The sequence below is a fragment of the Desulforudis sp. DRI-14 genome, assembly GCF_052618305.1.
In genome coordinates this window covers 1-25,999 of record NZ_JBQXEZ010000026.1, presented here as the reverse complement: position 1 = coordinate 25,999, position 25,999 = coordinate 1, and the positions used below count along the sequence as shown (strand labels likewise).

General features: G+C 59.6%; 26 protein-coding genes, 1 tRNA gene and 1 other annotated feature. Of the genes, 10 read left to right on the top strand and 17 right to left on the bottom strand.

Annotation, left to right across the window (positions count from 1 at the left end):
* Positions 1-181: 181 nt before the first annotated feature.
* From serA to ACUM6F_RS11250, 12 genes are all read right to left on the bottom strand, one after another.
* Positions 182-1,762 (bottom strand): phosphoglycerate dehydrogenase, encoded by a 1,581-nt coding sequence (serA, locus tag ACUM6F_RS11305; RefSeq protein WP_445349290.1) that lies wholly within the window; start codon positions 1,760-1,762, stop codon positions 182-184.
* Between the two features lie 4 nt (positions 1,763-1,766).
* Positions 1,767-2,912 carry a pyridoxal-phosphate-dependent aminotransferase family protein gene (locus tag ACUM6F_RS11300; protein WP_425620622.1) on the bottom strand — a complete coding sequence of 382 codons (1,146 nt, stop codon included), beginning with the start codon at positions 2,910-2,912 and terminating at the stop codon, positions 1,767-1,769.
* Positions 2,913-2,983: 71 nt separating this feature from the next.
* Positions 2,984-3,195, bottom strand: a binding site (T-box leader).
* A 111-nt stretch (positions 3,196-3,306) separates the two neighbouring features.
* Positions 3,307-3,873 (bottom strand): pyridoxal 5'-phosphate synthase glutaminase subunit PdxT, encoded by a 567-nt coding sequence (gene pdxT / locus ACUM6F_RS11295; protein ID WP_425620621.1) that lies wholly within the window; start codon positions 3,871-3,873, stop codon positions 3,307-3,309.
* Positions 3,874-3,877: 4 nt separating this feature from the next.
* The gene (pdxS, locus tag ACUM6F_RS11290) at positions 3,878-4,762 is read right to left on the bottom strand and encodes a pyridoxal 5'-phosphate synthase lyase subunit PdxS (protein WP_445349289.1); all 885 of its coding nucleotides are present in this window, start codon (positions 4,760-4,762) and stop codon (positions 3,878-3,880) included.
* Between the two features lie 193 nt (positions 4,763-4,955).
* Positions 4,956-5,396: a universal stress protein gene (locus tag ACUM6F_RS11285; RefSeq protein WP_425620619.1), complete on the bottom strand. Its 441-nt coding sequence runs from the start codon at positions 5,394-5,396 to the stop codon at positions 4,956-4,958.
* Between the two features lie 344 nt (positions 5,397-5,740).
* Complete coding sequence (locus ACUM6F_RS11280; protein WP_445349288.1) at positions 5,741-6,196, bottom strand: universal stress protein; 456 nt, start codon at positions 6,194-6,196, stop codon at positions 5,741-5,743.
* Positions 6,197-6,216: 20 nt separating this feature from the next.
* Positions 6,217-8,640, bottom strand: coding sequence for a DNA gyrase subunit A (gene gyrA / locus ACUM6F_RS11275; RefSeq protein ID WP_445349287.1), 2,424 nt, complete (start codon positions 8,638-8,640; stop codon positions 6,217-6,219).
* 191 nt (positions 8,641-8,831) lie between these two features.
* Positions 8,832-9,710: a hypothetical protein gene (locus tag ACUM6F_RS11270; protein WP_445349286.1), complete on the bottom strand. Its 879-nt coding sequence runs from the start codon at positions 9,708-9,710 to the stop codon at positions 8,832-8,834.
* A 51-nt stretch (positions 9,711-9,761) separates the two neighbouring features.
* The gene (locus ACUM6F_RS11265; RefSeq protein WP_445349285.1) at positions 9,762-10,871 is read right to left on the bottom strand and encodes a DUF8173 domain-containing protein; all 1,110 of its coding nucleotides are present in this window, start codon (positions 10,869-10,871) and stop codon (positions 9,762-9,764) included.
* A 40-nt stretch (positions 10,872-10,911) separates the two neighbouring features.
* Entirely contained in the window at positions 10,912-11,424 is a 513-nt protein-coding gene (locus ACUM6F_RS11260) for an anti-sigma factor family protein (protein WP_445349284.1), read from the bottom strand.
* Complete coding sequence (locus ACUM6F_RS11255) at positions 11,408-11,980, bottom strand: RNA polymerase sigma factor (RefSeq protein WP_445349283.1); 573 nt, start codon at positions 11,978-11,980, stop codon at positions 11,408-11,410. The genes ACUM6F_RS11260 and ACUM6F_RS11255 overlap by 17 nt, the downstream gene beginning before the upstream one ends.
* Positions 11,981-12,212: 232 nt before the next feature.
* Positions 12,213-12,305 (bottom strand) — tRNA-Cys (locus ACUM6F_RS11250).
* 330 nt (positions 12,306-12,635) lie between these two features.
* Here ACUM6F_RS11250 and yedE point away from each other — a divergent pair.
* The 3 genes from yedE (at position 12,636) to ACUM6F_RS11235 (ending at position 15,716) form a co-directional block, all read left to right on the top strand.
* A complete protein-coding gene (yedE, locus tag ACUM6F_RS11245; RefSeq protein WP_445349282.1) occupies positions 12,636-13,724 on the top strand; it encodes a YedE family putative selenium transporter in 1,089 nt (362 codons plus the stop codon).
* On the top strand, positions 13,705-13,920 hold the full coding sequence (locus tag ACUM6F_RS11240) for a sulfurtransferase TusA family protein (protein WP_445349281.1): 216 nt from the start codon (positions 13,705-13,707) through the stop codon (positions 13,918-13,920). The genes yedE and ACUM6F_RS11240 overlap by 20 nt, the downstream gene beginning before the upstream one ends.
* A 941-nt stretch (positions 13,921-14,861) precedes the next feature.
* The gene (locus ACUM6F_RS11235) at positions 14,862-15,716 is read left to right on the top strand and encodes a L,D-transpeptidase family protein (RefSeq protein ID WP_445349280.1); all 855 of its coding nucleotides are present in this window, start codon (positions 14,862-14,864) and stop codon (positions 15,714-15,716) included.
* A gap of 335 nt (positions 15,717-16,051) precedes the next feature.
* Here the strand turns inward: ACUM6F_RS11235 and gyrB are convergent, their stop codons facing one another.
* The 5 genes from gyrB to dnaA all read right to left on the bottom strand — a co-directional run bounded on the left by gyrB (position 16,052) and on the right by dnaA (position 22,055).
* On the bottom strand, positions 16,052-17,953 hold the full coding sequence (gene gyrB, locus ACUM6F_RS11230) for a DNA topoisomerase (ATP-hydrolyzing) subunit B (protein ID WP_445349279.1): 1,902 nt from the start codon (positions 17,951-17,953) through the stop codon (positions 16,052-16,054).
* A gap of 115 nt (positions 17,954-18,068) precedes the next feature.
* Positions 18,069-18,320, bottom strand: a complete 252-nt coding sequence (remB, locus tag ACUM6F_RS11225; RefSeq protein ID WP_445349278.1) for an extracellular matrix regulator RemB — start codon at positions 18,318-18,320, stop codon at positions 18,069-18,071.
* A 23-nt stretch (positions 18,321-18,343) separates the two neighbouring features.
* Positions 18,344-19,450 (bottom strand): DNA replication/repair protein RecF, encoded by a 1,107-nt coding sequence (gene recF / locus ACUM6F_RS11220; RefSeq protein ID WP_445349277.1) that lies wholly within the window; start codon positions 19,448-19,450, stop codon positions 18,344-18,346.
* Positions 19,451-19,454: 4 nt separating this feature from the next.
* Complete coding sequence (dnaN, locus tag ACUM6F_RS11215) at positions 19,455-20,564, bottom strand: DNA polymerase III subunit beta (RefSeq protein WP_445349276.1); 1,110 nt, start codon at positions 20,562-20,564, stop codon at positions 19,455-19,457.
* A gap of 153 nt (positions 20,565-20,717) precedes the next feature.
* Entirely contained in the window at positions 20,718-22,055 is a 1,338-nt protein-coding gene (dnaA, locus tag ACUM6F_RS11210) for a chromosomal replication initiator protein DnaA (RefSeq protein ID WP_445349275.1), read from the bottom strand.
* 248 nt (positions 22,056-22,303) lie between these two features.
* Here dnaA and rpmH point away from each other — a divergent pair, with 248 nt between their 5' ends.
* From rpmH to mnmE, 7 genes are all read left to right on the top strand, one after another.
* A complete protein-coding gene (gene rpmH / locus ACUM6F_RS11205) occupies positions 22,304-22,438 on the top strand; it encodes a 50S ribosomal protein L34 (RefSeq protein WP_425620607.1) in 135 nt (44 codons plus the stop codon).
* Between the two features lie 58 nt (positions 22,439-22,496).
* Complete coding sequence (gene rnpA / locus ACUM6F_RS11200; protein ID WP_425620606.1) at positions 22,497-22,820, top strand: ribonuclease P protein component; 324 nt, start codon at positions 22,497-22,499, stop codon at positions 22,818-22,820.
* Positions 22,817-23,035: a membrane protein insertion efficiency factor YidD gene (gene yidD, locus ACUM6F_RS11195; protein ID WP_426377598.1), complete on the top strand. Its 219-nt coding sequence runs from the start codon at positions 22,817-22,819 to the stop codon at positions 23,033-23,035. Before rnpA ends, yidD begins: the two co-directional genes overlap by 4 nt.
* Before the next feature lie 150 nt (positions 23,036-23,185).
* Entirely contained in the window at positions 23,186-23,926 is a 741-nt protein-coding gene (locus ACUM6F_RS11190; protein WP_445349274.1) for a YidC/Oxa1 family membrane protein insertase, read from the top strand.
* Positions 23,877-24,386, top strand: a complete 510-nt coding sequence (jag, locus tag ACUM6F_RS11185) for an RNA-binding cell elongation regulator Jag/EloR (RefSeq protein WP_445349273.1) — start codon at positions 23,877-23,879, stop codon at positions 24,384-24,386. The genes ACUM6F_RS11190 and jag overlap by 50 nt, the downstream gene beginning before the upstream one ends.
* Positions 24,383-24,499 (top strand): R3H domain-containing nucleic acid-binding protein, encoded by a 117-nt coding sequence (locus ACUM6F_RS11180; protein WP_445349272.1) that lies wholly within the window; start codon positions 24,383-24,385, stop codon positions 24,497-24,499. The genes jag and ACUM6F_RS11180 overlap by 4 nt, the downstream gene beginning before the upstream one ends.
* Positions 24,500-25,894 (top strand): tRNA uridine-5-carboxymethylaminomethyl(34) synthesis GTPase MnmE, encoded by a 1,395-nt coding sequence (gene mnmE / locus ACUM6F_RS11175; protein ID WP_445349271.1) that lies wholly within the window; start codon positions 24,500-24,502, stop codon positions 25,892-25,894.
* Positions 25,895-25,999: the final 105 nt, after the last annotated feature.

Here is a 25,999-nt window from a genome sequence, read left to right as displayed (position 1 = left end):
GGATCTCCTTGTAAACCAAGGCTTTAGAGATAGTTTAACGGATAGGGCGTTGAGCGTTGGGATACTTGAGGGGATTTCAGCAAGCTGAATCCCTTTTCCCTATTCCTTACAATCTCAGTGCACAGTGCTCATTGCTCAGTGCTATTCTGCGCACAGTGCCCAGTGCAGGCGCCTTCGGCGCCTAAAGACTTACCATTCTTACATCTATAATCCCGTTCACCTTGCGCATTTCGTCAAGCGCCGGGGCCGGCACCGGGCTGTCGATGACCAGCATCATTACGGCCTTGCCGCCGACAACCTTGCGCCCGACCTGCATAGCCGCGATGTTGACCTCGTGTTCCCCGAGCAGGGTTCCCACCCGTCCGATGATGCCGGGTTTATCGATATGCGGAACCACCAGCATATGCCCGCTGAGCACGGCGTCGACGCGGTAGCCGTCGATAAGGACCACGCGCGGGTCGGAACCCTGGAACAGCGTCCCTGCCAGCTCGTGCTGGGACTCGCTGGCGATGACCTTCACGGTCATCAGGCTGCTGTAGTCCTCTTCGCGGTCGGACTTCGTCTCGTTGACCTCGATGCCCCGGTTTTTGGCCACGATCATGGCGTTAACGAAGTTGACCCGCTCCTGCAGGATGGTGTCCAGGATACCCTTGACAATGGCCGTCGTTATCGGCGACACGGGCTTGTCAGCGAGCTCACCGCTGTAAGTGATCTCAACCCGCCTGATGCGCCCGGACAAAAGCTGGGCGTGGAAGCGGCCCATCTTCTCGGCCAGGTTGAGGAAGGGACGGATCGCCTTGAGGATGTCGGGACGCAGCGATGGAATATTGACCGCGTTTCGCACCAGATCTCCGCGCAGGGCGGCGATAATCTCCTCGGCGACGTCGGTAGCCACGCAAACCTGAGCTTCGCAGGTAGACGCACCCAGGTGGGGCGTACAGATAAAGTTTGGAAGTTTAAAGAGGGGGCTGTCGGTCTTCGGTTCCACCTCGAAGACGTCTAGGGCGGCGCCGGCCACTTTACCCGCAGTCATGCCCTCATACAGGGCGTCTTCGTCAACGATGCCGCCGCGGGCGCAGTTGATGATCCGGACACCCGGTTTCATCAGCCTGATGGCCCGCTCGTCGATCATGTGATAGGTCTCTTTGGTTTTGGGCATATGGACGGTGATAAAATCGGCGTTCGCGATGACCTCGTCGAGGCTCATCAGCTTGACGCCGAGCTCCTGCGCCCGTTCCTCGCTGATATAGGGGTCGTAGGCGATGACGTTCATCTCCATCGCCTGGGCCCTCTTGGCCACACCGCTGCCGATACGGCCCAATCCCAGGACCCCCAGGGTCTTGTTGCGCAGCTCAACACCTGTAAAGGCCTTTTTATTCCAAATCCCGGCCTTCATAGCCGCGTCGGCCTGGGGCACATTGCGGGCTAGAGCCAGCATCAGCGCCATCGTATGCTCGGTAGCCGCAATGGTGTTTCCTTCCGGGGCGTTGACCACGATGATGCCCTTTTCGGTGGCGTATTTCACGTCGATATTGTCCACGCCCACGCCGGCCCGGCCGATAACCTTGAGGTTGACGCCGGCATCCATAACCCGCCGGTTGACCTTTGTGGCGCTACGGACGATGATCGCATCGAATTCCGGGATGATGGCCACCAGTTCGTTCTCGGTCATCTTGTTCCGGACCTCAACTTCAATTCCCGGTTGCCCCAGCAGGACATTGACCCCTTCCTGCGCAACGTTGTCGGTTACCAGCACTTTCACTCCGTTACACCCCCAGAAAAACCTTTTGGGCAGCCTTGACGCCGGCCCCGAGAGTCACCCTGTGGCCCAGCTCGCCGAGCGCCATTTCAAGGGCGGCGAGGCCGCTAAGAACGTCCAGCTGATCGGCATAGCCCATGTGGGCGATGCGGAAGATTCTGCCTTTGAGCTCAGCCTGCCCGCCGGCGAACAGCACGCCATACTTGTCGAGCAGCAGCTTGCGCAAGGCGTCGACTTCAACGCCTTTCGGGCCCCGGACGGCGGTGACGGCGGGAGAAGCGACGTTTTCCGGCGGCAGGAGCTTGAGCCCCAGGGCCTTGACCCCGGCCCTGGTCGCCTCGGCCAGCAGCTTGTGGCGGGCAAAAACCTGCTCCAGCCCCTCGGCGAGGATCAGGTCCAGGGCCGCATCCAGCGCGTAGAACAAGGATACGCCGGGCGTATACGCGGTGTTCCACTTCTTATAAGCTTTCCTGGCCGCCTCCAGGCTGAAGTAGTAACGCGGCGAGCTGCATTCAGCCACGACCTTCCAGGCTTTCTCGCTCACGCTGATGAAGGCGAGGCCCGGCGGCACCATCAGGGCTTTCTGGCTGGCCGTCACGACGATATCCACGCCCCAAGCGTCGGTTTTAAGGTCGATGGCTCCCAGGCCGCTGACGGCGTCCACGCAGAGGATGGCGCGGTGGTCCTTTGTCAGCCGGGCCAACCCCTCGATGTCGTTGACGACGCCGGTGGACGTCTCGTTCTGCGTCGCCAGAACGGCCTTGATGCCGGGGTCGGCGGCCAGGCGCTCGCGCACCAGGTCCAGGTCGTACGGCTGGCCCCACTGAAAAGCCAACTCCTCGACCTCGGCGCCGAAGACCTGGGCCAGGTCGCGGAATCGTTCCCCAAACTTGCCGCCCACCAGAGCCAGGACCTTATCCCCGGGATTCACTGTGTTGGCGACGGCGGCTTCCAGCGCCCCCGTGCCGGAACTGGTCAGGATGAACACTTCGTTGCCGGTCTGCATCACCTGTTGGAGTTTGCCCGTGAGTTTTTCGGTGAGTTCGGCGAACCCCTTGCTGCGGTGACCGGTCATCGGGCGCGACAGCGCTTCGCTGACCTCCGGCGGCAGCGGCGTAGGTCCCGGAATCATCAGGCGCAGTTTTTTGGTCATTACTAGCTCTCTCCCCCTGGTCAGTACCTTTGACTGAAGTTTTTATGGAAATAAAAAAGCTCCTCGCCCTGGGAAAGGACGAGAAGCATTCTCCCGCGTTGCCACCCTTCTTGGCTCGCATGAGCCCGCTCGATCCGATAACGGTTCGGCACCGTCCCCGCTTACTCCGCTTTCAACGAGGCCCCCTTCGGGGAGGAATTCGCCACCGTCCCTGCCGGCTCGCACCGACCGCCGGCTCTCTGAAAAGGAGAAAGTGGGTACTTTTCCCCTGCACCGGGTTTACATATGCGTTTTTTCAGATGATGCCACTGATTTTACTATATCCTCGAACACAACGCAAGCCCTTTCTGCTTAACAGCCCATCAGGGGCTGTCAAGCAGCCTCATGACCCATGCTAACCAGCCAGATTTAAGAAATACTTGTGCAGTCTGAGGTCCTCGGTCAGTTCGGGGTGGAAGGCCGAGGCGACCAGCCTGTCCTGGCGGACCAAGACGATCTTACCGTCAAAGACGGCCAGGACCTCGACCCCCGGGCCGACGGCGGTGATGTAGGGCGCCCGGATAAACACCGCCCTTACCGGGTCGTCCCCCAGCGTAGGAACCGCCAGATCGGCCTCGAAACTGTCGACCTGGCGTCCAAAAGCGTTGCGCTTGACGGTGATGTTCATCAGACCGAGACGCGGCTGGTCCGACTCCTCAATGACCCTGGCCAGGAGCACCATGCCGGCGCACGTCCCCAGAATGGGCATACCCTGCTCCCCTCTGGCGCGGATCACCTCGAAGAGGTTGAACTCGTTCATCAGCTTGCCGATGGTGGTGCTCTCGCCGCCGGGGATAATCAGGGCCCGGCAGTCATCGAGCTGCTCGGGCTTACGGATTTCCACCGGGTCGTGCCCGCAGGCGCGGACCGCCCTGGCATGTTCGATAAAGGCCCCTTGTAGGGCCAGGATGCCCACTTTCATCTTATTACCAACCCCGGTCCTGCATGCGTTCGTGCGGCGCGATCGTGGAAATCTCGCGACCGGGCATGGCCTCGCCGAGCTCGCGGGAGACCTCGAGCAGGACCTGCGGGTCGTTGAAGTGCGTGGTCGCCGCCACAATCGCCTTGGCGCGCGCCGCGGGGTTGGCCGACTTGAAAATGCCGGACCCCACGAAGATGCCGTCGCAGCCGAGCTGCATCATCAGCGCGGCGTCGGCGGGCGTCGCGATGCCGCCGGCCGCGAAGTTCACGACGGGCAGGCGCCCCGTTTCCGCGACCTGGACCACCAGGTCGTAGGGAGCGCCCATTTCCTTGGCGGCCGATACCAGCTCCTCCTTAGGCAGTACCGTGAGGCGCCTGATCTCGTCCATCACCATGCGCATGTGGCGGACGGCTTCGACGACGTTCCCCGTCCCCGGTTCCCCTTTCGTGCGGATCATCGCCGCCCCTTCGGCGATGCGGCGCAGCGCCTCGCCCAGGTTACGCGCCCCGCAGACAAAAGGCACCTTAAAGAGGTGCTTGTTGATGTGAAACTGCTCGTCCGCCGGCGTGAGCACTTCCGACTCGTCGATGTAGTCGACCCCCAGAGCCTCCAAAACCTGCGCCTCGACGAAATGGCCGATGCGGACCTTGGCCATCACCGGGATGGTCACGGCGTCCATAATCTTTTTAATCATGGTGGGATCGGCCATCCTGGCTACGCCGCCGGCCGCGCGGATGTCCGCCGGCACGCGTTCCAGGGCCATCACGGCGCATGCCCCGGCCTCTTCGGCTATCTTGGCCTGTTCGGGGGTGGTGACGTCCATGATCACCCCGCCCTTGAGCATCTCGGCAAGTCCTTTCTTTACCGTCCAGGTACCCTTCTCAACCATTCTTCTCTTAAGCCTCCGCTCTCTCAGTTAATCCGCTCCGTTACTATAGGCATTATCTTATACCAAGCCCCCGACAAAAAACAACATATCGGGACTGTTGAAAAACAGCTCTTATCCCGCCCTAAAAGCCGAACCCGGCACCAAGCCCTATTGAGTGCCGGGACGTTTTTTGGGCGGAACCAGGAACCTGGATTTACCTGACGACCAGGACCGGGATCTTGGAGATATGGATCACCTTGTGCGCCACGCTGCCGAGGACGATGTTCTCGAAGCCTTTGTGCCCTCTCTTGCCGACGGCGATGAGATCGAAATTGCGCCTCTCGGCGTAGCGGACGATGCGTTCGGCAGGGTCGCCGAAGCGCTTCTCGACCGTAATCTCGAAGCCCTCCTCGGCGAAGAAGCTCCGGTAGGACTCGGCGACCTTTTCCATATTGGCCTCGACCATTTCTTTCAACCCTTCGTGCATCACGAAAGAAAACTCTTCGGTGTCCTCGGCTTTTTCGTGGGCGGGAAAGACCATAATCACCGTAACCTTGACCTCGGGGCTCCATTTCATCATTTCCCTGACCGTTTCGGCAACGCGAAAGGATGGTTTTGAACCGTCCCCCGCCAGGAGGATCTTATAATCTGCCATCAACAAGGCCTCCTCTCTTAAATCGTTCGCACAGTATTCACGGAAGCAACATTTACCCCGATTCCTTAGTGCGCTCAATGCGCTTCCAGGAGAGTGCTGCAAAAAGCCAAGACGCTGGTTTTGGTACAGACGTTTTTCAGGGTACGACCGTGCTTTGGAAGTCACCCTGAGACCGCTCAAAAAGAGGTCCGAGGCGAGAGGTCAGAGGTCGGAACGGGAAGCGATCGCTTCGCGATCGCAAGTCTATAATCCTTAGAAATCTGCTTTGCGGATTTCATCAGGTCAGATTTCTGACTTCCGGCATCCGACATCTTTTTTGCCAGGCGCAGTTTTTCAGCGGTCTCCTAGCATTTTGCCAACAGGACGGGGCAGGGAGCCAGCGCCAGCACCTTGCTGCTTACACTCCCGATAAACAGTCCCTGGATGCCGCTGATGCCCCGCGGGCCGAGGATGATTAGGTCAAAACCGTGTTCCCGGGCGTAATCGCAGATTTCCTCGGCCGGGTTGCCCTTACTGAAATCGGTCTTGGCCGTGAAACCTTCGGCCTCGAGGATGTCGAGCGCCGCCTTGAAGACCTGCTGGCGCTCTTCGGCATACACGTCGTCGATCTTGCTGGCGTCTTTGTTCCCGCCGGTCGACACGAAAAACAGCTTGCGGCGGGCCATCCCCTTGGGCACATTGTGCACTGTAAAAATCGTTACCTCCAGCCCGGGGTTAAGATGCATGAGCTTGGCGGCTTGCGCCACCGCGTGCAGTGAGCATTCCGAACCGTCGGTGGGTACAAGGACTTTTTTGATCACGGCCGCTCCCTCTTTCTTTATTAATCTCCCGGCGCAATGCGGGCTACAGCGACCAGGGAGTCCCCTTCGTTGAGGCGCATGAGGGTCACGCCCTGCGCCGGCCTGCCCAGCACAGGCACTTCCTTAACGTTGATGCGGATCACGACCCCGGCCCTGCTGACCATGACGACCTCTTCACTCTTGTTGACGACCTCGAGGGCCACGACGTTGCCGTTGCGCTTCGTGGTCCTGATGGCGATGACGCCTTTGCCGCCCCGGCCCTGGGTCCGGAATTCGTTCAAAGCGGTACGCTTGCCGTAACCCTGTTCGGTCACGATCAGCAGGTCCGCCCCCGGGTGCACGTGGAACATCCCGATAATCTCGTCGCCGGGCCTCAGGCTGATGCCGCGGACGCCCCGGGCCGTGCGGCCCATGGGCCTGACGTCGGTCTCCCTGAACCTGATGGCCAGCCCGCGCTTGGTCCCGATGACGACCTCGTTGTCGCCGCCGGTGATTTCGACGTCGACGAGCTCGTCGTCCTCGTCCAGGCTGATGGCGATCAGCCCGTCGCGCCTGACGGTGTCGAACTCGTGCAGCCGGGTCTTCTTGACGATGCCGTGGCGCGTCGCCATCAAAAGGTAGGCGTCCTCGTCGAAGTCGGTCACCGGGATGACGGCGGTGACGTCCTCGGCCCCGCCCAGAAGCAGGAGGTTGACCAGCGGGGTGCCCCTGGCGTGGCGCCCGGCCTCGGGTATCTCGTAAACTTTAATCCTGTAAACCTTGCCCTTCTGGGTGAAGAAGAGCAGGTAATCGTGCGTCTTCGTAACAAAGAGGTGCTGGACGAAATCCTCGGTCTTGGGCTCGACGCCGGTAACGCCCCGTCCGCCCCGGCGCTGGCTGCGGTAAACGGAGAGCGGCATCCGCTTGGCGTAGCCCTGTTTGGTGATCGTCACCACCACGTCTTCGAGGGGGATGAGGTCCTCGGGCCGCATGTTGGTCTCATCCCGCCGGATCTCGGTGCGGCGGGGGTCGCCGAACCGGCGCTTGATCTCCGCCAGTTCATCCTTGATGACGGCCATGATCTTCTGCTCGTCGGCCAGGAGGCCCTCCAGGTACTCGATCCTGGCCACCAACTCCCTGTACTCCTCTTCTAGTTTCTCGCGCTCGAGCGCGGTCAGGCGCTGCAAGCGCATGTCCAGGATGGCCTGCGCCTGTTTTTCGGTGAGGCCGAAGTTCTCCATCAAGGCCTGCCTGGCCGTGTTGACGTCCCGCGACCGGCGGATGGTCCTGATGACCTCGTCGAGGTGCTGCAGGGCGATGCGCAGGCCCTCGACGATGTGCAGGCGGTTCCTGGCCTGCTCGAGGTCGTAGCGCGTCCTCCGGGTCACCACCTCACGCTGGTGACTGAGGTAGAGTTCCAGGATTTCCTTCAGCCCCATGACCCTGGGTTGCCCGTCGGCGAGGGCCAGCATGATCACGCCGAACGATTCCTGGAGCTGCGTATGCTTGTACAGCTGGTTCAGGATGACATTGGCGTTGGCGTCCCGGCGCAGTTCCACGACGACCCGCATTCCGGTGCGGTCCGATTCGTCGCGCAGGTCCGTAATGCCGTCGATCTTCTTTTCCTTGACCAGTTCGGCGATTTTCTCCACCAGCCTGGCCTTGTTCACCTGGTAAGGGAGCTCAGTGATGATGATGGCCTGCTTGCTGCCGATCTTGTCGATCACCGCCCGGCCCCGGACCTTGAAGCTGCCCCTGCCGGTCCGGTAGGCGCTGCGGATGCCCTGGCGCCCCATGATGATCCCGCCCGTGGGGAAGTCGGGGCCCTTGATATAGGTTAAAAGTTCTTCCATATCGGCTTCGGGGTGGTCGATCAGGTGGATGACGCCGTCAATCACCTCGCCGAGGTTGTGCGGGGGGATGTTGGTGGCCATGCCCACGGCGATGCCTGACGAGCCGTTGACCAGCAGGTTGGGAAAACGCGAGGGCAGGACGACGGGCTCTTTCGTCGTCCCGTCGTAGTTGTCTATGAAATCGACGGTCTCCTTCTCGATGTCGGCCAGCATCTGGGGCGTGATTTTCGCCATCCGCACCTCGGTGTACCGCATCGCCGCCGCGGCGTCGCCGTCCACCGACCCGAAGTTGCCGTGCCCGTCAACGAGCGGGTAGCGGCTGGAAAAATCCTGGGCCAGGCGGACGAGGGCGTCGTAAACAGCGGTGTCGCCATGCGGGTGGTAGGCCTTCAACACTTCGCCGACGACGTAAGCCGACTTGCGGTGGGGTTTCTCCGGGGTGAGGCCGATCGCGTGCATGGCGTACAGGATCCGCCTGTGCACGGGCTTGAGGCCGTCGCGGACGTCCGGCAGGGCTCGTCCCACGATGACGCTCATGGCGTAATCCAGGTAGGACTGGCGCATCTCCTGGTTGATGTCGATTGAAATGATTTTCCCGGGGTCGGCGGCCAAAAAAAAGCACCCCCAGAACAGAAGTCAGAGGTCAGAAATCGGATGCCGGAGGTCGGATGTCAGACCTCCGGGCATCCAGCTTCCGACCTCTTTTTGACATAAGTTTCTATATTGTTTAGTATACCAAAAAAAAGCAACAAGCCAAACGCTTTTCCACGGTCCCGGGAAGCCGCTCGAACCGGGACCTCCTATCACCTTGTCTCCCGGGGAACGGCGTTCTGCCTTTCCTCGTTTCTGATAAAAACCTGCAGCTCGGCAACAACCTTATCAAGCGGTATGGCCCTGGCTTCCGCGACCAGTATCGGCCGCCCGAAGCTGAACCCGTCCTCCCTTTCGACCGGCTCTCTTGGACGGCTGGGCAACCCTTCGTGACTGCCGAACCACTTGCAGCACACGGGGTAAGGCGAGTGAAAGGTAAAACTGTGGTCACCGGCGGTCACCCTGAACTCAAACAGACTGTAATAGTGATGGTCCTCCCGGCACTTCTTGCATTTCCCCGCCGCAAGGATGTACGTCTTGTAGTCCTGTCCCAGGGCGTTGGCTTCACGGCGGCAGGACGGGCAAAGGAGCACGCGGCTTCCGCCGTCGACGAAACCCGCGCTCAGACCGTCCTCGACGCCGAAGTTGCGGGTCATCGTCCGCAAGACCTGCCCTTTCAGCATATAAAGGTGCTGGTGCCCCGCCTTGGCGTAGTGGTTGAGGTGAAACAGGTAATAGGCGGCCCGTAGCAGTACCGCCATCCGCTCCGGCATCAGGTTCAGCGACTCCAGGAAATCTTCCTCCTGGTACCGTACCTTACGGACCTTAATCATGGACGCCAAGGATACGGTCGTGTTCCCCTTTGGCCGGTTCAGCGTTCTCTTATTCTGCCAGGATTTCTTAACCTCCGGCATGACCGCCGCCAGTTTTTCGACTTCCTCCCGCGAGAACCAGAGTTCCTTGCCGTACTTGCCGTCGCCGATAGCCGTCACGCAGAGCCTGCCCTCGCGCACGAGCAGCCTCACCTCCGCCAGACTGATGCCCAACTTCTTAGCGACCTCGAAGGCCGGCATTGTTCCGTGCGGATTCACCAGTCACCCCTCCCGCGAAAAAAAGGCGGCCCCATCAATCCGGCCGCAACGCTAAACCGTTTCTAGCGGCGCGGAACTTCTCTGACGCCAGCGGTAGACGGCTAAAACGACTGTACCGATTGCCAGGCAGGCCACCACCAGGGTGATAAAACCGCCCACAATCGGGATGTTGGTCGATAGCACCACTGCAGCCAAACCGATCAGGAAAGGCAGGATGGCATGCACCCGGCCTTCCCAACCAAAACGTCGCGCCAGGACGCGACCGAGAACGTCTCCGACTATGATTTTGGCCCCCCAGAGCAGGGCGATGTAAACCGCCACAAGAGCCAGGGAGAGAGGAATGCCGACCACGGTAAGCAGTAAGAGCAGGGCGGCCAGAGGAGTAACCAGTAGCAGGAGCAGCCCCCAGCCCAGGGCCGCCCAGGGAGACTGCCGCACAACCCGGCCGAGGCTCCCCCAAAGCTGCGGGAAGAGCAGGGCCAGAATCCCCCAGGCGATCACGCCGCCGGTAAACGAAATCAACATGCCGACCCAGTTAATCGCCGATTCCGTCTTGTCTTCGTGCGGCGCTATCTGCTCCCACTTCGTCTGGCCGGCGATCTTGGCCCCGGAGGCTATCTCCGCCCGCTGCGGCGACCCGTAACTAAGGTTTCCGCTGATCTCGGCCCGCGGCCCCACCTTCAGCTGTTCGACGTCCCACAGGCGGACGTCCCCGCCGACCTTGCCGTTTAACTCAACCAGGCCCGCCGAACCCAAGACCTGGCGACCCACGCTACCCAAGGTGCGGGTTTCCCCCGCCAGGACCAGGGCATCGCGCCCCACAGCGGCTCTCTGGTCGAGCAGGACTTTCGCAGCGGCCGCCGTTAGGTTCTGCCCTACGGTCCCGTTAACGGAGACCTCGGCCGCCGCACAGCGGGCGTCGCCCGTAATCTCGCCGTTCAGCCTAATGGTCTGGGCGGCGGCCATGACGTCGCCGCCGACTTTACCGTTGACCGTTATCGTTTGCGCCGCGGCAAAAACATCCCCGTCCACGTCGGCGTTGATCACGATGTTGTTCCCCGCCACAAAAAGCGGCCCCTGTATTTGGCCTTGAGGAACCACCACCATGTCGCCCGATGCCAGTTCGACCGCCCCCGCTGAAGCCCCCAACGACAAGACCATAAGGGCAACCAGGAAAATAACCGCTAAGCTTCGTGCTCCCTTACGCACGCGTAAATCCACCCCTTCTCAGATTGAATTTTACCCAGATAAGCCCCAAAACCAGCATCGTTAGCGCGGGCAACACCGTCCCCCCCTGCACAGCGGCGCCGGCCAGGTGCCTGAACGCCCTGGCGACGCCCAGCACAGTCATCGTCAGCAGTTCTCCGCGCCCCAGAATACCGGCGACAGCCAGCGTTTTCTGCGCCAGCGGCAGCCACAACAGGAAAAAGGCCAGCATGGCCGCCATCAGAATTACTACCGTTAAACCGGCTAGCGTCCACCACCCGTCCCTGGCCTCTTGCAGGGCTATCCGCCGTTCGATCGCCGCCGGCAGGTTAAAAGGCAGCGGGGTTCCGGCGATGGCTGCGTAAATCAAGGTTTCTTCCTTACGCAGGCCGGCGACCAGTTCCGCACAGGCCGCGCAGGAGCGGAGGTGCCGTTCCAGCTCCTGCTGCTGCGCCGGGAGTTCTCCGTCAACGTACAGCTCCCACTCGTACTCATTCAGGCAGCGCATCCGGTTCTCGACCTCCTCTGCCATACCCTAACAGTTGCCTGAGCCTCTCCCGTGCCCGGTGAAGGCGTGTGCCTACCGTAGCCTGAGGGATACCCAGCACAGCGCTGATTTCGGCATAACTCAGCTGGTGATAATAACGCAGAACCACAATAATCCTTTCCTGTTCCGGCAGCCTGGCCACCGCCTGCCGGACGGACGCCTGTTCGTCAGCGGCCAGCGCCGCCTGCTCCGGGGTAGGGTTCGCACGTTCAGCTGACCGGTTGTAGATAACGGGCAGCAGGCGGGTCAGCGTCCCCTTACGCCGCAGCAGGTCCCGGCAGTGATTGCAGGTAACCTTCACCGCCCAGGTCCTGAAGCCGCCGAGGGGGATGTTTTGCGGCTTGGTGCAAAGCCTGGCGAAGACGTCGGCGACGGCGTCCCGGGCCTCTTCGTCTGAGCGCAGGATGTACCTGGCCAGCCGGTACAATTCGGAACCGTAACGGGCAGCCAGGGCGGCCAGCGCCTGTCGATCTCCGCCCCGGGCCTTGACCAGCAGGACATCCTCTTTCCGGTCCACGCCTTGTCATCCCCCTCATCCCCTATCGCCTGCCCCTTCGCTTAATCAACGAACGAGCGTACGGAAATCTTCCCGCGATACGAAAAAAAATTATAACCCTTTAGCCCACTCTGACAAGGTACACTCGAACCGGCCGAACGTCAAGCGCCCTAACGTGTAGCGCATTCTCGTCCCCAGCCTCGGTGCAACAAACAAGCCCCTGGAGCGAACCAGGGGCTTATAGTCAGGGTTTTGGAGGAGAGAAGTGGGAGTCGAACCCGACCCCAGCTTGCGAGGCTGGCCGACGGATTTGCAGTCCGCGGGGAGCACCGGCTCCTTTCTCTCCGAAGAGATACATTTGCCATAAATCATTACAATCCTTTATGTAATCTATGCTATTCTGTTATTTTTATTAAACCGTTACCGCTATATCCCTGACGAACCCCGAACGGCTTCGGACGGGTTGTTGCCAAGTCAGTATAATAACCTATTGTCATAGACGCTATTACAGGATGCAATGGCAAAATGGGCGAATTATCGTTTGTTAGCAATTATCGGGAATGGAGGTGTTGGCAGAAGCATTGTCTCTGTTTCCGGCGGTGCAAGAAGGCCCGCCGGCGGGAGCCGCCGGCAGCCGAAACGCCGCCAAGAAAGTTCATGTTTAGGAGGTTCAGCAGTGAAAGAAAAAGGCATCATCGTTCTTGCCGGCATCGTCGTCGGCTCCCTAGCCGTGGCCCTGGCCGTAGCCGGGAACCCGGGAAACATGGGTGTTTGCATCGCCTGTTTCCTGCGCGATATCACCGGCGGCCTGGGGCTGCACCAGGCGGCTAAACTGCAGTACGTCCGGCCCGAGATCCTGGGCATCGTCATCGGCGCTTTCTTAATGGCCGTGTCCACTAGGGAATTCAAGGCCGTGGGCGGGGCCGGCACCTTTACGCGCTTCGTCCTCGGCTTTTTGGCCATGATCGGGTTTCTGGTGTTTCTCGGCTGCCCGCTGCGCGCGGTGCTGCGGTTGGCCGCCGGCGACTTGAACGCGCTCCTGGGCCTGGCCGGCCTGGCCGCAGGCGTGGGCATCGGCGTCTTCTTCATCGGCAAGGGGTTTTCCCTGGGACGCGCCCTTCCCCAGAACAGGAGCAACGGCTACCTGTTTACGTTTGTCATTGCTTTTATTCTCCTGATCGCGCTGGCGGCTCCCGCATGGTTCTTCGCCAGCAAGGAAGGTCCCGGCTCTATGCACGCCCCCGTGCTGCTCTCGCTCGGTGCCGGGCTGCTTGTCGGCGCCCTGGCCCAGCGCTCGCGCTTGTGTTTCGTGGGCGGCATCCGCGATCTGATCATGTTCCGCGACACTTACCTGTTTACCGGCATGGCCGTCATTTTTGTAACCGCACTGATCGGTAGCCTGCTCTTCGGGAAATTCCACCTTGGCTTTGAGAACCAGCCGCTGGCTCATACGCAGGGGGTTTGGAACTTTCTCGGCATGACTTTGGCCGGGTGGGCTTCCGTCCTTCTCGGCGGCTGCCCCCTGCGGCAGCTGGTTTCGGCCGCGGAGGGCAATACCGATTCCGCGGTTACCGTTTTCGGCCTCATCCTGGGAGCTGCTTTCGCCCACAACTTCAAGCTGGCGGCGGCTCCAACGGGCGTCCCCGCCGGCGGACAATACGCCGTGGTTATCGGACTGGTTGTCGTGGCCTTGATCGCGGTAGCCCTGACCTATGTGAAAACCCCCGTACAAGGGAGGGTGGCAAGTGGACAAAAGGCATGTTGATACCCGCGGCCTGCTTTGCCCCGAACCGATGCTGATGGTCAAACGGGAAATCGAAGCCATGGATTCGGGAGTAATTGAGGCGCTGGCGGACAATTCGGCGGCCCGGGAGAACATCAAGCGGCTGGCGCTGTCCAAGGGCTGGAAGGTGGAAATCAGGTCGCAAGAAGGCGACTATCTCCTTACGCTGAGCAAATAATTTCCCAACAACTTGACAACATCGCAAGGTAACGCCGCGGTAGCCGCCGGGGCGTTATCTGTTGGAACCCTGCGTATCGGGGCTGTTGAAAGACTTCGCCTGGCTTTGTCACGCTCGCCGCCCAGTGCTCACGTACCGACAAGGATATCAGATGCCGGATGTCCGAGGTCGGACTCGATGCGATCACGAGTGATCGCTTCCCGGTCAGACTTCTGACCTCTGGTTTCAGACATCTTTTTCAGTACGCTCCGCGCTGGCCAGCTTCGCCTTCCGCGCCATGCTCGTTTTTGAACAGCCCCCATTTTTTCAACAGGCCGTACCGCCAGGATATTCTTTCATGCCCCCTCATAGGTATATGGTGAAACCGATCGGGGGGCTTTGGACCTTTGGCGAATCGTGGCAACCCCTTACGACTGTGGTGTTTTCTATTTTTCCCGCGTTACAGATATTCATCGCGATTCTGGCTGGCGCTCCTTTTACTTTTACTGATCGTGATCGTCCTTTACGGCATAAGGCGCTTTTCCATCGTAAGCGTGAAGCCCGACACGGACCGTACCCGGGCCGTCATAGTAATCAATTTCCTGTTGCCCATGCGCCAGGAATCTTTATGCTCAAGGCTGAGGATCGCGCCCGAAATCCCTAAAACAGGAGTAATTTGTGAAACCGAATGGCTGGGCCCGACTACTCTGGTTTTACGATTGCAACAGCAAGGGGAGCCGCAAGGACAACTCTTAAAGTTCCAAATCGATCGTGCCCCCACGATTATCCCTTTCATCAGCAAAAGCGTTACCGGAAAGGTCAGGCCCCCAGTGCCGATTAGGCTAATGTCAAAAGTTCTCGCAGACAAAATACCCTCCCGGGGTCCGGTACCCATCGTCTTTAATACACCCGTCAATCTCCACAGTCTTAAAAGATCGGTGGTTCTTCCCATACCCGGGGATTTGACGCCCCTTCGGCTTTCTGTCGACGGTAAGAGTTTCACCGACTACAGCCGCTGGCAGTACACGCCGGAGAAGCCCTTTCAAAACGATACAACCTACCGGATTATCATCAAAGCGGGTCTTCGCAGCATGGGTGGAAGTGTTTTAAATGGCCGAGAGGAAATCGCTTTTACTACAGCAAGAAAACCAAAAGTCGTCAGCACCAACCCGCGTGACGGCGAAAGAAAGGTTCACCTTTACCGTACCATAGAATTCGTTCTCGACCAGGAGATCTCATCCGCTTGCGTCAAGGTCATAAGTCTTCGGGAAGGAACCAGCGTGCCGGGAAATACGGAGGTTAAACAAGGCTCCGTTGTCTTTCGGCCGGCTTACTCGTTTCTGCCGAACACCTGGTACAAAGCCGTTCTGCAGGCCGAGTCGGCGCATCTCGAAAGCCTGGACAAATACAAAATCACTTTTACGACGCTGGATTTGGGGAACAAATACTGGGTCGACGTTAAACTGGGCGAAAGGCATACGGCCACCGTCTACAAGGGAAGCAAGGTGGTCCGCCGCATGCCGGTGTCCGGAGGGCGGCCGGATAGCCCCACCCCGCTGGGCTGTTTCTACACTCAGGACCGTGGTCATGCCTTTTGGTCGGCCCGGTTCGGCGAGGGGGCCACCTACTGGGTGCGCCTGGTCGGACAGGTGCTCATCCACTCGGTGCCCAAAGACCACCGGTGGAAAACCAAAGAAGAAGAACACGCCCAGCTCGGCCTGCCGGCGAGCCACGGCTGCATACGCATGGATGAAAAAGACGCCAAGTGGTTTTTTGAAAACATCCCCCGAGGGACGATGGTGATCATCCATCACTGATTTATGCATCAAGAACCCCCGCTATGCTCTTCCCGTCGGTCTCCTGGCCAATCTTGCCGGCTTTATAGCATCGGTGATCGTCTATAAAATTGTCTTTAAAATTGTCTTTTCTTAAATCAGCTTGACAATGGAGCCTCGCGCGAACCTCCGGTGAAACGCATGGTTAACATGATTAAGATGCGCCGCGCCGGGTTAAATATGTGGGGGCAAACGGGGCTTTAGCAGCACCTGGAAAAAACAGAACCCCATCCGTTTGAGACGGGGTCCCCTTATCGCTCACAGCGATAACATACTCGTCGGCGCCGCTCCTCCTAGCGGAGAAGAAGAACGCGGGGTTAAACATCCAGGTTCCTGACCTCCCTGGCGTGGCGCTGGATGAACTCCCGCCGCGGCTCGACCTGGTCGCCCATCAGCGTGGAGAAGAGTTCTTCGGCGGCCATGGCGTCCTCCAGGTTGACCTTCAAGATGGTCCGCTTCTCGCGGTCCATGGTGGTGTCCCAGAGCTGCTCGGGGTTCATTTCACCGAGACCTTTGTAACGCTGGATCGTTACGTCTTTCCCCAATTCCTCCAGGGCTTTCTGCAGTTCCCTGTCGCTGTACAGGTAGCGTTCCGCCTTGCCCTTTTTGACCTTGTACAGCGGGGGCTGGGCGATGTAGACGTACCCCTTTTCCACCAGCTCCCGCATGTAACGATAGAAGAAGGTCAGGAGCAGGGTGCGGATGTGCGCGCCGTCGACGTCGGCGTCGGTCATGATCACGATCTTGTGGTAGCGCGCCTTGGCGATGTCGAAGTCCTCGCCCACGCCGGTGCCGATAGCCGTGATTAGGGCGCGGATCTCCTCGTTTCCGAGGATTTTGTCCTGGCGCGCCTTCTCCACGTTCAGGATCTTGCCGCGGAGCGGCAGGATAGCTTGAAAACGCCGGTCCCTACCCTGCTTGGCCGAGCCGCCCGCGGAGTCGCCCTCGACGATGAAGAGCTCGGCTTCCCGCGGGTCGCGCTCCGAACAGTCGGCGAGTTTTCCCGGCAGGGTGCTGCTCTCGAGGAGACTCTTGCGCTTGGTGAGTTCCCTGGCCCGCCGCGCCGCCTCGCGGGCACGGGCGGCGAGCACGGCCCTGTCGATGATCCGCCGGCCCACGGCCGGGTTTTCTTCCAGGAAAATCATCAGGTGCTGAGAGACGACACCGTCCACGATGCTGCGGACCTCGCTGTTGCCCAGCTTGGTCTTGGTCTGGCCTTCAAACTGCGGCTCGGGGACCTTGACGCTGATGACGGCCGTAAGACCCTCGCGGATGTCCTCGCCCGCCAGGACACCGTTTTTTAAAAGGTTATACTTCCTGGCGTAGTCGTTGACGACGCGGGTCAGCGCCGCCCGGAAACCGGCCTCGTGCGTCCCGCCGTCGATGGTCCGGATGGTGTTGGCGTAGGAATAAATCAACTCCCGGTCACTGTTGACGTACTGGAAAGCGATCTCGACGACCACGTCGTTCTTCTCGTCGCTCATGTAGATCGGCTGTTCCGGCAGGGTTTCTTTCCGGCCGGAAAGCTGCCTGACGAAGTCCCGCAAGCCCCCCGCGTGGTGGAAGTCCTGGGACTCGTCGGTGCGCTCGTCGATAAAACGGATGGTCACCGTCGGGTTCAGAAAGGAAAGCTCCCTAAACCGCTGGGCCAGCGTCTCGAAGTCGAAACTGGTGACCTCGAAGATCTCGGCGTCCGGCTTAAAGGTGACCCTGGTGCCGGTGCCCTCAGCCTCGCCGATCTCTCCCATGTCGCTCGCGGGCAGGCCCCGTTCGAAAACCTGCCGGTAAAGCCGCCCGTCACGGGATACTTCCACCTTGAGCCACTCCGAGAGGGCGTTCACCACCGAAATGCCCACGCCGTGCAGGCCTCCGGAAATCTTGTACTGCCCGCCGCCGAACTTGCCCCCGGCGTGCAGCCTGGTCAGCACGACCTCGAGCGCGGGACGCCCGACCGTCGGGTGGATGTCGACAGGGATGCCGCGGCCGTTGTCGGTGACCGTCACCGAGTTGTCCCGGTGAACGACGACCTCAATGAAATCGCAGTAGCCGGCCAGGGCCTCGTCGATGCTGTTATCGACGACCTCGTACACCAGGTGGTGCAATCCCCTGGGCCCCGTCGACCCGATATACATGCCGGGACGCTTGCGAACGGCTTCAAGGCCCTCCAGTACCTGGATATCCTCGGCGCCGTAGCCGTGGACGGTCTGGTGATTTTCCAACAAACAGTCCTCCTCAAAAAACACACTCTAATTATTTATTTTAACACATATACCCCTTTTTCAGAGGCGCGCAAAAAATGCACCTCCCTCAAAGTCTATTCAAAAGCATCTCAAGTTACGGCTGCCAGTCAAGGCCGGACCTTTTTTTCAGCGTTCCGCACGATATCGGCGAGAGGTAGACCTTGTCGCTCGTGATGACGAAGGAGCGGTGCTTTTCGCCTTCCTCGATGATCGCCTCGAGGAGTCCCTCGTCACGCGCCATTTTGAGAAAATCCTTGGTGCTGTTGGCCATCTTCGTCTGCAGGTCCAGGACCGCGATTACGTCGCTCTTCAGTACCATCACGTCGGCTCCCAAATGCAAAAACACCTGCGTCTCCCCCTCTCAACTACTTACCGACTACTGACTACCGACTTGATATTACCGTTTTCCACTCTAAAAACTTTTCCTTCCTTGCCCGCGGGTATCTCGCTATCGCCCACCGTCACGAAAACCTGTGCGTCGTCGCCCAGCTTTTCAAGGATTTTTCGTCTCCGTCCCCTGTCCAGTTCGAAGAAAACATCGTCGAGGAGCACCACCGGCGTTTCGCCGGTAAGCTCCTTCCAGAGGGCGACCTGGCAGAGCTTTAGGGCCAGGACGATCGACCTCTGCTGCCCCTGGGATCCGAAGACCCTGGCCTCCCTGCCGTCGATCAGGACCGACAGGTCGTCGCGGTGGGGACCCGCCATGGTCTGCCTCATTTTCATTTCCCGGGACCCGTTTTGCTCCAACGCCTCGCGCAGAGCCCCGGCGATCCCGGCAGCACTGAGCTCGCGCAAGACGGCGGCGCTGCGATAGCGCAGGCCAACCTCTTCCCCGCCGCCCCACTCCTTGAGCATTTCTTCAAGGAGCGGAGTCACCCTCTTCAGCACCTGAAGCCGGTGCATAATTAATTCGCCGCCGAGAGCCGTTAACCTCTCCGTCCAGAGCGCAAAGCTTTCTTTATCCCCTGGGGCGGCGCGGAGCAAGGCGTTACGCTGGGCGAGGGCGCGGCGGTATTCCCGCAGAGCGGCGGTATAGCCGGGACTGAAGACGCTCATCTCAAAGTCTAAAAACCTTCTCCTCTCCTGCGGGCCGCCCTTGAGCAGCAGCAGGTCGTCTGGTGTAAACAGCACGGCCCCGAAACGGGAAGCAAAATCCTCCTGGTTGACCCGCTGCCCGGCGATGCTCAGCCTTTTGCTCTTCTCTTCCTGCACGCACAAGACCCGCGTAAGCATCCCCCGGTGTTCGAGGTCGGCCGTGACCCGCGCGCCGGGCCGCCCCCACAGGACCACTTCGCCAGCCCGCGCGGCGCGCAGCGAAAACCCCCGCAGGGCGAAGTACAGCGCCTCGATGAAGTTTGACTTTCCCTGGGCGTTGCGCCCGCTGATGACGTTGAACCGCGGGTGGGGTTCGACGCGGAAATCAGTGTAGTTCCTGAAGCTTTGTGCTTCGACGGTGCAAATGCAAAGGCGGCTCACACTGTTAGACCATCCGTACAGGCAGCACCAGCGCAAAATACGACCCGTCGGGAACCGGTCTTATAACCGACGGCCCTATGGGACCGTTAAACTCCAGGGAAACGGTATCGTTTCCCGCGGCACGCAGCGCATCGATCAGGTAATTGGCGTTAAAAGCCACCTGGATGTCCTCGCCCTCCAGCTCGGCGGCGACCTCCTCCAGGACTGAACCCACCTGGGAACGGGCCGAAACGGTCAGCGTCCCGTGCTTGACGGCCAGGACGACGACCGGCGCGTCGTCCCTGGCCAGCGTCGCAGCGCGCTCAACGGTGCGCGTGAGTTCCGCCGGATTGATGTCTAAAATCCTGGTTTTATATCCTTTCGGGACAACCTGGCGGTAATCGGGAAACTGCCCTTCAATCAGCCTGGTCAACACCCGCGCGTGGCTTAAGGAAAACGAGGCGTAACTTTCGGCCACGGCCACCTGAACGTTTTCGCCCTCAAACCCTCCCAGCAGGCGGGCCAGCTCGCCCAGGGCCTTGCCTGGAATAATGATGTTCGTAAGTTTGACCTCGCTGCCCGGAAGGTCGGCCCTACGCAGGGCCAGACGGTGGGTGTCGGTGGCCACCGCCCTGATCTCCTGTTCCTCGATTTCTAGCAGCACCCCCGTGAAAATCGGGCGGAGCTCGTCCTGCCCCACGGCATAGACGACCTGCCTGACGACATCTCGCAACAAGTCGCCCTGTACCGCAAAGGCCACTTTCGGGGCGACCTCCGGCAGCTTCGGGAATTCCTCGGCGCTGTAACCGTTCAGCATAGCCTCGGCGCGCCCGTAACGCAGGCTGACGGAGTAGGACGACAGCTCGGCGACGAAGGAAACCGTCCCATCCGGCAGTCTCCTGACAATTTCGGCAAAATACCTGGCCGGCAGAACGACCGCTCCGGGGATGATTTCTGTTGCCGGCAGGATGCAGCTGATGGACAGTTCCAGGTCGGTGCCGGTAAAGGTGATGCCCTCTTCCGAAGCCTCGACCAGGATGCCTTGTAGGACAGGCATCGGGCTGCGCGCCGCGACGGCCCTCTGCACGGTGGTGATTCCCGCCAGGAGGTTGTCTTTCGTGGTTTTAAAGCGCAAAGCTGTTCACCTCTCGCGTGTTTACAAAACAGGTTGATTAATTATCTGTTTAAAATAATAAAGTTTTAATAGTGGTAGCCGTAGTAGCTGGTGATATGTGGACATGCCGTCCCGTAGCAGCCCGGTGGGGACCGCCCGCCTGTGCACAATTTGTTAATCTTCTTTGATTCTGTTTAACAACGCGGCGACCAAATCCTGAAGCGATTGGTCTCTGGTCAGTTCCTCGGCGATTTTTTCGCAGGCATGGAGGACGGTGGTGTGGTCCCTTCCGCCGAACTCCTGGCCTATCTTTGGCAAAGAAAGGTCGGTAAGCTCGCGGACGAGGTACATCGCCACCTGCCTGGGGAAAGCCACGTTCCGCGTCCGTCTCTTGGCCTTAAGCTCATCGGGGCGCAGCCGGAAGTAGTCGGCGACGATCTCCTGGATCAGGGTGCAGTTGATCTGCCGAGGTTTCTTCGGCGGGACGATGTCCTTGAGGACCTGGGCCGCCATCTCGGAGGTGATCTCGGCGTTGGTCAGGGTGGCGAAGGCGACCACACGGTTGAAGGCCCCTTCTAGCTCCCGGATGTTGGACTGGATGCGGTCGGCGATGTAGAGCAGGGTTTCATCGGGTACGGTGATCGCTTCGGCCTGGGCTTTTTTACGCAGGATGGCCACCCTGGTTTCCAGGTCGGGTGGCTGGATGTCGGTGATCAGGCCCCATTCGAACCGCGAGCGTAGCCGTTCTTCCAGCGTCGGGATCTCCTTCGGAGGGCGGTCGCTGGAGACGACGATTTGTTTAGCCGCCTCATACAGGGTGTTGAAGGTGTGGAAAAACTCCTCCTGTGTGCGTTCCTTGCCGGCCAGGAACTGGATGTCGTCGATGAGGAGGATGTCGATGCTCCTGTACCTGGCACGGAACTGGGCGGTCTGGTCGTCGCGGATGGAGTTGATCAACTCGTTGGTAAACTTTTCGGAAGTAACGTAGGACACCCTGAGGTAACCGGACTTCTGCAGGATGTAGTGACCGATGGCGTGCATAAGATGGGTCTTCCCCAGCCCCACGCCACCGTATATAAACAGCGGGTTGTAGGCCCGCGCCGGTGCTTCGGCCACGGCTTGAGAGGCGGCGTGGGCGAAACGGTTCGAATTGCCTACGACGAAACTGTCAAAGGTATAGCGGGGATTTAGTTGGGCGATATTATCCTCATTTTTTTCCAGAGGCCTGGCGGACAGGTTGTGCACAATGTCGGGAACTTCGCGGGACAACAGAAACCTCAGGCCGACCTCGCAACCGGTGACCTGTTCGAAACATTGTTTAATCATGGGCGTGTATCTTTCGTTCAGCCAGTCCCGGGAGAAGTTGTTGGGAACTTCGATCAGAATGGTGTTGTTGTAGAAAGCGATAGGCTTTAAGGGTTTCAACCAGTGCTCGAACGACTGGCGGTTCAGCTTTTGGTCCAACGCCTTCAAGACCTGTTGCCATGCTTCGAGAATTTCGGCCGGGACCATTGGCATCCCCCGTTTTAAGAATCTTGATTATCAACAAAAGTAAACACAAATTATGTACAAGCTGTGTAAAATCGGTGTTTTTGGACAAGTAAATGGTACCAGATTTTTCAGGACTTATCAACAAACAAAATAGGCCTCCAAGGACGGTGACACCTATTCGTTATTGACTGGCCGAGGACGTATACTATATAATGATTTTTGATGTCTAGCTTTTTAGGAGACAGTCTGTTGCCCGGGAGGTGAAAGGCGTGAAACGAACCTACCAGCCGAAGAAGCGCAAAAGAAAGAGAGTGCACGGGTTTTTGAAGCGCATGGCCACTCACTCCGGGCGCAAGGTAATCAGCCGGAGGCGCGCGAAAGGCAGAAAACGTCTGTCAGCCTAAGGCCGCTGTAAGGTGGCCTTTTTATCATTATAGGGAATTTTTATGACAGACGGTGTTTATGGGAATAATCACCATTAAAAGCAACGCCGACTTTCGCAGGGCTTATGCCCGGGGTGCCAGCCGCGCCGGGCGGAGCTTGGTGCTGTACCGTTTTGCCAACGAGAAAGCTTTTTCCCGTTTCGGTTTCGTGGTCAGCAAGAAAGTCGGCAAAGCCGTGGTCAGGAACCGCCTGCGCAGGGTGCTCAAGGAAATCTGCCGCCGCAACGAAGGCGCGTTTGCTCCCGGCTGTGATTACGTTGTCGTGGCGCGGCTCCGGGCCGCCGATGAGGACTACGGAACGCTTGAAGAGCAACTCTTGTCATTGGTGAAGGGATTGAAATGAAGAATTTCATTACCGCCCTGATGGTTGCCTTGATCCGCATCTATCAGCTTGCCGTTTCACCTCTCTTCCCTGCATGCTGCAGGTATTACCCCAGTTGCTCCGAGTATGCGGTACAGGCCCTGCACAAGCACGGCCCCTTCCGTGGATCGTACATGGCGGCGAGGCGCCTTTTGCGGTGCCATCCCTGGTCGCCGGGAGGCTACGACCCAGTTTAGAGAAGTGAGTGATGAGAAGTCAGAGGTGAGTAACTTGCAGGAATTCGTCTATCAAAATTCATCCGCTGTTCTCACTTCCGACTTCTCACTTCTCACGTCTCATTAGGGGGTTTCGCGAGTTTGAGTCCATTTGGAGCACTTGTTAATGGAATGACTCTGCTTATCAACTGGCTTTATCAGCTCACCGTAAGCCTGGGCATCCCCAGCTACGCCCTGGCGATCATTCTCTTGACTATCCTGGTGAAAGTAGTCCTGTACCCGCTGACACGGATACAGATGCACTCGATGATCGCCCTGCAACAGCTCGCGCCGGAGATCAGGAAGATCCAGGAAAAGTACAAAGACAAGGCGATGGCCCAGCAAAAGGTCATGGAGCTGTACAAGGAGCGCAAGGTGAACCCGATGGCGGGTTGCCTGCTGATGCTCGTGCAGCTCCCGATCCTGATTGCCCTTTACCAGGCGCTGTTTAATTTCCCTTACATTGAAAGCGCGCATGCCACCTTTTTCTGGGTTCCCAACCTGAGCAGGCCCGACCCCTTTTTCATCCTGCCGGTTCTGGCCGGGTTAACCACCTTTTTCCAGTCCAAGCTCACGATGCCGGCCAGCAACGCGGGCGGGGCCGCTCCGGGGGCCGAGCAAACGCAAAAGATCATGCTTTACTTCCTGCCTGTTTTTATCGGCTACATCAGCACTAAATTTGCTGCCGGCCTGGCCCTGTACTGGGTCATCTTCAACATCATGGGCATCATCCAGCAGTACTTCATCAACAAGCAACTGCCCGTCGTGAAGGCTGCCGCCGCGGACGAACCGGCCACTCCGGTCATTGAGGAGGTTAAAGACGTTGAGGAAAAGCCTAGAGAGCAGCGGAAAAAGCGTAGAAGAAGCCGTTGAAAACGCCCTGCGCGAATTGAGTGTCAATAGAGAAGACGTCGAAGTCGAGGTCCTGGAGGAATCGGTCAAGGGCTTGTTCGGCATTTTGGGCACCCGCCCGGCCCGGGTGCGCGTAACGGTCAAGGAGAAGCTCGCCGATCGCGTCATCAGTCTCTTGCGGGACATCACGGCGGAGATGGGTGTCCATCCCGATTTCACGGTCGAGGAGGACGACGAAGAGATTAAGGTCACGCTTACCGGCAGGAACATGGGCGTGCTGATCGGGCGGCGCGGCGAAACCCTGAACTCCCTCCAATACCTGGTCAGCCTGGCTGCCAACAGGAACCAGGAGCAGAGACGGAAGATCATGCTTGACGTCGAGGGTTACCGCAGGAAGCGTGAAGAGACCCTGCAAAACCTCGCCGTAAAGCTGGCCGACAAGGCGCGGCGGCGGGGCGGAGCGTCGTCCTGGAGCCGATGAACCCCCAGGAACGGCGCGTTATCCACACCACGTTGCGAGGCCGGGACGACATCTACACCTTCAGCGAGGGAGAAGAGCCTTTCAGGAAGATCGTCATCGCCCCCAGGAAGTAGGTGCCCGGCGTGCTGTTCGATACGATTGCGGCCATCGCCACTTGCCCGGGTGAGGGTGCGGTCGGCATCGTGCGCCTGAGCGGGCCGGAAGCGTTCAGGATCGTTTCCCGCGTTTTTAGGCCGGTACGGGCCGCCAAGTGGCCTCCTGCGTCCGGTTTTCGGATGACCTACGGGCACGTCGTCGACCCCGAAACGGGCGACGTCGTCGACGAGGTCCTGGTCAGCGTGATGAAGGCCCCGCGCAGCTACACGCGGGAAGACGTCGTGGAAGTGAACTGCCACGGAGGTCCCCTGCCCCTACGGCGGATACTCGAACTGATATTGGAGAACGGAGCCAGGCTCGCCGAGCCTGGCGAATTTACGAAAAGGGCTTTCTTGAACGGGCGCCTGGACCTTGCCCAGGCCGAAGCCGTGCTGGACGTCATCCGCGCCAAGACGGGGGACGGCCTCTCTCTGGCCGTCGGCCAGCTTGGCGGGAGGCTTTCCGAGCGGATCAGGGACATGCTTAACGCCGTTATGCAGGTGCTGGCTTTCGTTGAAGCCAGCATTGATTTTCCCGAGGACGACATCCCCGAACTCCGACTGCGGGAACTCGCCGGCCGCCTGGAGGAACTGGCCGCGCGGTGCGCCTCCCTGGCCGAGGGGGCCGAGGCCGGGAAGGTCTTTCGCGAGGGCATCAGCACCGTCATCGTCGGGAAGCCGAACGTGGGCAAGTCGTCGCTCCTCAACGCCCTACTGCGGGAAAAGAGGGCTATCGTCACCGCGGTGCCGGGGACCACGCGTGACGTAATCGAAGAGATCGTCAACGTTCGGGGCATGCCCCTGCGGCTTATCGATACGGCGGGTTTGCGCTATACTGATGATGTCGTTGAGCGTATCGGGGTCCAGATGGCCAGAGAGCGCGCCGAGACGGCCCAACTGGTCCTGTTCGTCCTCGACGCCGGCTCGGGCCTCGAGGAGGAAGACATCGAGGTCGCCAGGCTGGTGGAGCGTAAAAGAGGCATTCTTATTATCAACAAGGTCGACGTCGGCGAAAGAGAGCTGGACCTTGCGGCGCTGCCGCTTCGGGTCCGCGCATGGCCGGCGGTCAGGACGGTGATGACCGAGGGCCTGGGCCTCGAAGAACTGGAGTCCGTTATCGAGGAACAGGTGCTCGGCAAGGGGTTCGCCATGCGGGAACCTCCCCTCGTCACCAACGTCAGGCACAAGGCCAGCCTGGAGAGGGCCGCCGGATACCTTAGCCAGGCTGCGGCGAACCTCGCCGCAGGAGTGCCTTTGGACATCGTCGCCGTCGACATCAGGGCCGGTGCGGAGGCCCTCGGCGAAGTCATCGGGGCCAACGTGGCGGAGGACGTTCTGGACCGTATCTTCGCCGACTTTTGCATCGGAAAGTAGTCTTCATCCTGCAAAATGCAGCACCACAGACAATGAAAACGGTTACAGTAGGTCTGGGTTATCCCCGACGCTCCGTGCGCCGCTTCGACCGTTCTATGAGGCCGT

Coding starts and splice junctions, on each gene's coding strand:
- pdxT (WP_425620621.1), bottom strand. CDS start 3,873: ATGAAAGTGGGCATCCTGGCCCTACAAGGGGCCTTTATCGAACATGCC.
- ACUM6F_RS11260 (WP_445349284.1), bottom strand. CDS start 11,424: ATGCGCTGCCTGAATGAGTACGAGTGGGAGCTGTACGTTGACGGAGAA.
- rnpA (WP_425620606.1), top strand. CDS start 22,497: ATGGGAATAATCACCATTAAAAGCAACGCCGACTTTCGCAGGGCTTAT.
- dnaA (WP_445349275.1), bottom strand. CDS start 22,055: ATGGTCCCGGCCGAAATTCTCGAAGCATGGCAACAGGTCTTGAAGGCG.
- pdxS (WP_445349289.1), bottom strand. CDS start 4,762: ATGGTTGAGAAGGGTACCTGGACGGTAAAGAAAGGACTTGCCGAGATG.
- ACUM6F_RS11300 (WP_425620622.1), bottom strand. CDS start 2,912: ATGACCAAAAAACTGCGCCTGATGATTCCGGGACCTACGCCGCTGCCG.
- yidD (WP_426377598.1), top strand. CDS start 22,817: ATGAAGAATTTCATTACCGCCCTGATGGTTGCCTTGATCCGCATCTAT.
- ACUM6F_RS11265 (WP_445349285.1), bottom strand. CDS start 10,871: ATGGTCTTGTCGTTGGGGGCTTCAGCGGGGGCGGTCGAACTGGCATCG.
- ACUM6F_RS11190 (WP_445349274.1), top strand. CDS start 23,186: ATGACTCTGCTTATCAACTGGCTTTATCAGCTCACCGTAAGCCTGGGC.
- ACUM6F_RS11285 (WP_425620619.1), bottom strand. CDS start 5,396: ATGGCAGATTATAAGATCCTCCTGGCGGGGGACGGTTCAAAACCATCC.
- ACUM6F_RS11180 (WP_445349272.1), top strand. CDS start 24,383: ATGAACCCCCAGGAACGGCGCGTTATCCACACCACGTTGCGAGGCCGG.